Origin of the sequence: Plantibacter sp. ME-Dv--P-122b (genome assembly GCF_030209375.1) — a bacterium.
Classification (GTDB): domain Bacteria; phylum Actinomycetota; class Actinomycetes; order Actinomycetales; family Microbacteriaceae; genus Plantibacter.
The window spans coordinates 1-5683 of sequence record NZ_JARVSC010000013.1 but is presented as its reverse complement, the minus strand read 5'-3'; the positions used below and the strand labels follow the sequence as shown (position 1 = coordinate 5683).

Annotated in this window: 3 rRNA genes; all 3 read left to right on the top strand. The window is 53.8% G+C overall.

Annotated features, from left to right (window positions below):
• Window positions 1-283: 283 nt before the first annotated feature.
• The 3 genes from QRN19_RS18500 to rrf all read left to right on the top strand — a co-directional run bounded on the left by QRN19_RS18500 (window position 284) and on the right by rrf (window position 5627).
• A 16S ribosomal RNA gene (locus QRN19_RS18500) occupies window positions 284-1804 on the top strand.
• Between the two features lie 452 nt (window positions 1805-2256).
• Window positions 2257-5374 (top strand): 23S ribosomal RNA (locus QRN19_RS18495).
• A gap of 136 nt (window positions 5375-5510) precedes the next feature.
• Window positions 5511-5627 (top strand): 5S ribosomal RNA (gene rrf, locus QRN19_RS18490).
• Together the 16S, 23S and 5S rRNA genes form the textbook arrangement of a ribosomal RNA operon.
• The last annotated feature ends 56 nt before the right edge of the window (window positions 5628-5683 follow it).

Below are 5683 nucleotides of genomic sequence, written 5' to 3'. Positions count from 1 at the left end.
TAGAGAAGTTGCCCTGCAGGGCGGTCGTGATGGCCAAAGGCAGGAGCATCCGATCCTTGAGAACTCAACAGCGTGCACAATGTCAAATGCCAAAAACCTCGTGCAATTGATGCCTTCCTTTTCGGTTGGTTGATGTTGTAAGAGATTCCTTTGGAAAACATTTAAACAAAACAAAGCAAGTCAGTAATGATTTGTTCTGTCAGTTTCAAACTTGCATCGTGTTCACCTATTCCGGTGGCATGGTGCGCGAAATGTGCCGGTCTTCGGATCGTGCAATTCAACATTTACGGAGAGTTTGATCCTGGCTCAGGACGAACGCTGGCGGCGTGCTTAACACATGCAAGTCGAACGATGAAGCCCAGCTTGCTGGGTGGATTAGTGGCGAACGGGTGAGTAACACGTGAGTAACCTGCCCTTGACTCTGGGATAAGCGTTGGAAACGACGTCTAATACCGGATACGAGCTTCCACCGCATGGTGAGTTGCTGGAAAGAATTTTGGTCAAGGATGGACTCGCGGCCTATCAGCTTGTTGGTGAGGTAACGGCTCACCAAGGCGACGACGGGTAGCCGGCCTGAGAGGGTGACCGGCCACACTGGGACTGAGACACGGCCCAGACTCCTACGGGAGGCAGCAGTGGGGAATATTGCACAATGGGCGAAAGCCTGATGCAGCAACGCCGCGTGAGGGACGACGGCCTTCGGGTTGTAAACCTCTTTTAGCAGGGAAGAAGCGAAAGTGACGGTACCTGCAGAAAAAGCACCGGCTAACTACGTGCCAGCAGCCGCGGTAATACGTAGGGTGCAAGCGTTGTCCGGAATTATTGGGCGTAAAGAGCTCGTAGGCGGTTTGTCGCGTCTGCTGTGAAATCCCGAGGCTCAACCTCGGGTCTGCAGTGGGTACGGGCAGACTAGAGTGCGGTAGGGGAGATTGGAATTCCTGGTGTAGCGGTGGAATGCGCAGATATCAGGAGGAACACCGATGGCGAAGGCAGATCTCTGGGCCGCTACTGACGCTGAGGAGCGAAAGGGTGGGGAGCAAACAGGCTTAGATACCCTGGTAGTCCACCCCGTAAACGTTGGGCGCTAGATGTGGGGACCATTCCACGGTTTCCGTGTCGTAGCTAACGCATTAAGCGCCCCGCCTGGGGAGTACGGCCGCAAGGCTAAAACTCAAAGGAATTGACGGGGGCCCGCACAAGCGGCGGAGCATGCGGATTAATTCGATGCAACGCGAAGAACCTTACCAAGGCTTGACATATACGAGAACGGGCCAGAAATGGTCAACTCTTTGGACACTCGTAAACAGGTGGTGCATGGTTGTCGTCAGCTCGTGTCGTGAGATGTTGGGTTAAGTCCCGCAACGAGCGCAACCCTCGTTCTATGTTGCCAGCACGTAATGGTGGGAACTCATGGGATACTGCCGGGGTCAACTCGGAGGAAGGTGGGGACGACGTCAAATCATCATGCCCCTTATGTCTTGGGCTTCACGCATGCTACAATGGCCAGTACAAAGGGCTGCAATACCGTAAGGTGGAGCGAATCCCAAAAAGCTGGTCCCAGTTCGGATTGAGGTCTGCAACTCGACCTCATGAAGTCGGAGTCGCTAGTAATCGCAGATCAGCAACGCTGCGGTGAATACGTTCCCGGGCCTTGTACACACCGCCCGTCAAGTCATGAAAGTCGGTAACACCCGAAGCCAGTGGCCTAACCGCAAGGATGGAGCTGTCTAAGGTGGGATCGGTAATTAGGACTAAGTCGTAACAAGGTAGCCGTACCGGAAGGTGCGGCTGGATCACCTCCTTTCTAAGGAGCATGTGCAACGCTCGTCTGTATACAGCGAGGTTTACGTTGCCAAGTCACACTGAGACGAATGTTCTCGGGTGGCGCTCATGGGTGGAACATTGACATTGATGTAGACGTGAGAGTCTGCCAGCAAGTACGTCTTCCTCGGAAGACTGGAACGGTGGCCGGCTGGAGGGTTTGCATATGCACGCTGTTGGGTCCTGAGGGACCGGATCTTCTCCGCTTCGGTGGAGGAAGGACGAACCTCAGGGCCTCTTTTGCTTGACATCAATGGTCAAGGAGAGAGGTACCGCCCGTACTTTGAGAACTACACAGTGGACGCGAGCATCTTAGATTCATGACCTTTCGGGGTTGTGGATCACAAAGATCAAAACATACTTCTTCGGAAGTGATGTTGATCATTGGTCAATCTGCATCAGGTAACTGGTGTCGATCGATTCAAACTCATGTGATTTCAAATTTCTAAGAGCAAACGGTGGATGCCTTGGCATCTGGAGCCGAAGAAGGACGTAGTAATCTGCGATAAGCCTCGGGGAGCTGATAAACGAGCTGTGATCCGAGGATTTCCGAATGGGGAAACCCCGCCAGGCCCCTTGTGGTGATCTGGTGACTCCCGCCTGAATATATAGGGCGGGTAGAGGGAACGGGGGGAAGTGAAACATCTCAGTACCCCCAGGAAGAGAAAACAACAGTGATTCCGTCAGTAGTGGCGAGCGAAATCGGAAGAGGCTAAACCGGGCATGTGTGATAGCTATCAGGCGTTGCATGTCCGGGGTTGTGGGACTTCTCACTCCGAACTGATATTCGGGGAGCATTAGAACGTGGTATAGACGAATGGGATTGAAAGCCCAGCCAGAGACGGTGCCAGCCCGGTAGTCGAAATGCTGCAATCGTGCGAGGAGTATCCCAAGTAGCACGGGGCCCGAGAAATCCCGTGTGAATCTGTCAGGACCACCTGATAAGCCTAAATACTCCCAGATGACCGATAGCGGACAAGTACCGTGAGGGAAAGGTGAAAAGTACCCCGGGAGGGGAGTGAAATAGTACCTGAAACCGTTTGCTTACAAACCGTTGGAGCACCCTTGTTGGTGTGACAGCGTGCCTTTTGAAGAATGAGCCTGCGAGTTAGCGATATGTGGCGAGGTTAACCCGTGTGGGGTAGCCGTAGCGAAAGCGAGTCTGAATAGGGCGATTCAGTCGCATGTCCTAGACCCGAAGCGAAGTGATCTATCCATGGCCAGGTTGAAGCGACGGTAAGACGTCGTGGAGGACCGAACCCACTTAGGTTGAAAACTGAGGGGATGAGCTGTGGATAGGGGTGAAAGGCCAATCAAACTTCGTGATAGCTGGTTCTCTCCGAAATGCATTTAGGTGCAGCGTTGCGTGTTTCTTGCCGGAGGTAGAGCTACTGGATGGCCGATGGGGCCCAAAAGCTTACTGACGTCAGCCAAACTCCGAATGCCGGTAAGTGAGAGCGCAGCAGTGAGACGGTGGGGGATAAGCTTCATCGTCGAGAGGGAAACAACCCAGACCACCAACTAAGGTCCCAAAGCGCGTGCTAAGTGGGAAAGGATGTGGAGTTGCACAGACAACCAGGAGGTTGGCTTAGAAGCAGCCACCCTTGAAAGAGTGCGTAATAGCTCACTGGTCAAGTGATTCCGCGCCGACAATGTAACGGGGCTCAAGCACGCCACCGAAGTTGTGGCATTGATATTTTTGGTAGGCCTTCGTGGTCCAGCCGTATTGATGGGTAGGAGAGCGTCGTGTGGCGAGTGAAGCGGCGGTGTAAACCAGCCGTGGACGCTACACGAGTGAGAATGCAGGCATGAGTAGCGAAAGACATGTGAGAAACATGTCCTCCGAAAGACCAAGGGTTCCAGGGTCAAGCTAATCTTCCCTGGGTAAGTCGGGACCTAAGGCGAGGCCGACAGGCGTAGTCGATGGACAACGGGTTGATATTCCCGTACCCGCGAAGAACCGCCCAAGACAATCCAGTGGTGCTAAGAGTCCTAACCCGGACGACTGATTCCCTTCGGGGATGATGGGTCCGGTCTAACGCTCGACCCCATGCTGGTGCGTTTAGCGTATTAACAGGTGTGACGCAGGAAGGTAGCCTATGCCGGGCGATGGTTGTCCCGGTGTAAGTGCGTAGGCTGAGAGATAGGCAAATCCGTCTCTCGTGAAGGCTGAGACACGATACGGACCCGTAAGGGATAGTAGGTGATCCTATGCTGCCAAGAAAAGCATCGACGCGAGGTTCTAGTGGCCCGTACCCCAAACCGACTCAGGTGGTCAGGTAGAGAATACTAAGGAGATCGAGAGAATCGTGGTTAAGGAACTCGGCAAAATGCCCCCGTAACTTCGGGAGAAGGGGGGCCTGAGGCGTATTAGGACTTGCTCCGAAAGCGTTTGAAGGCCGCAGAGACCAGTGGGAAGCGACTGTTTACTAAAAACACAGGTCCGTGCCAAGTCGCAAGACGATGTATACGGACTGACGCCTGCCCGGTGCTGGAAGGTTAAGAGGAACGGTTAGCCGCAAGGCGAAGCTGAGAATTTAAGCCCCAGTAAACGGCGGTGGTAACTATAACCATCCTAAGGTAGCGAAATTCCTTGTCGGGTAAGTTCCGACCTGCACGAATGGCGTAACGACTTCCCAGCTGTCTCAACCGCGAACTCGGCGAAATTGCATTACGAGTAAAGATGCTCGTTACGCGCAGCAGGACGGAAAGACCCCGTGACCTTTACTACAGCTTGGTATTGGTGTTCGGTGTGGCTTGTGTAGGATAGGTGGGAGACTGTGAAGCTTGGACGCTAGTTCAGGTGGAGTCATTGTTGAAATACCACTCTGGTCACTCTGGATATCTAACTTCGAACCGTAATCCGGTTCAGGGACAGTGCCTGGTGGGTAGTTTAACTGGGGCGGTTGCCTCCCAAAAAGTAACGGAGGCGCCCAAAGGTTCCCTCAACCTGGTTGGCAATCAGGTGTCGAGTGTAAGTGCACAAGGGAGCTTGACTGTGAGACTGACAAGTCGAGCAGGGACGAAAGTCGGGACTAGTGATCCGGCAGTGGCTTGTGGAAGCGCTGTCGCTCAACGGATAAAAGGTACCTCGGGGATAACAGGCTGATCTTGCCCAAGAGTCCATATCGACGGCATGGTTTGGCACCTCGATGTCGGCTCGTCGCATCCTGGGGCTGGAGTAGGTCCCAAGGGTTGGGCTGTTCGCCCATTAAAGCGGTACGCGAGCTGGGTTTAGAACGTCGTGAGACAGTTCGGTCCCTATCCGCTGCGCGCGCAGGAAATTTGAAAGGATCTGACCCTAGTACGAGAGGACCGGGTTGGACGAACCTCTGGTGTGTCAGTTGTTCCGCCAGGAGCACCGCTGATTAGCTACGTTCGGGATGGATAACCGCTGAAAGCATCTAAGCGGGAAGCCGGCCTTAAGATGAGATTTCCATGCCTTCGGGCGAGAGGCTCCCAGCCAGACTACTGGGTTGATAGGCCGGATGTGGAAGAGAGGACGAAAGACTCTCGGAGCTGACCGGTACTAATAAGCCGATAATTTGATAACACTTTCTTTGTTTGAATACGAAGATGCTACGCGTCCACTGAGTGGTTCTCGATGTACGGTCGAGAACCCGCAAACAACACCACTGTGTTCGCACAGCGTGTTGGTTTGCTTGTTCACTTTGATACATCAATAGTGTTTCGGCGGCCATAGCGAGAGGGAAACGCCCGGTCACATTCCGAACCCGGAAGCTAAGACTCTTTGCGCCGATGGTACTGCAGGGGGGACCCTGTGGGAGAGTAGGACACCGCCGGACTTCTTCGTTGAAATGGCCACCCAAGGTTCTTGGGTGGCCATTTTGCGTTAAGTCGT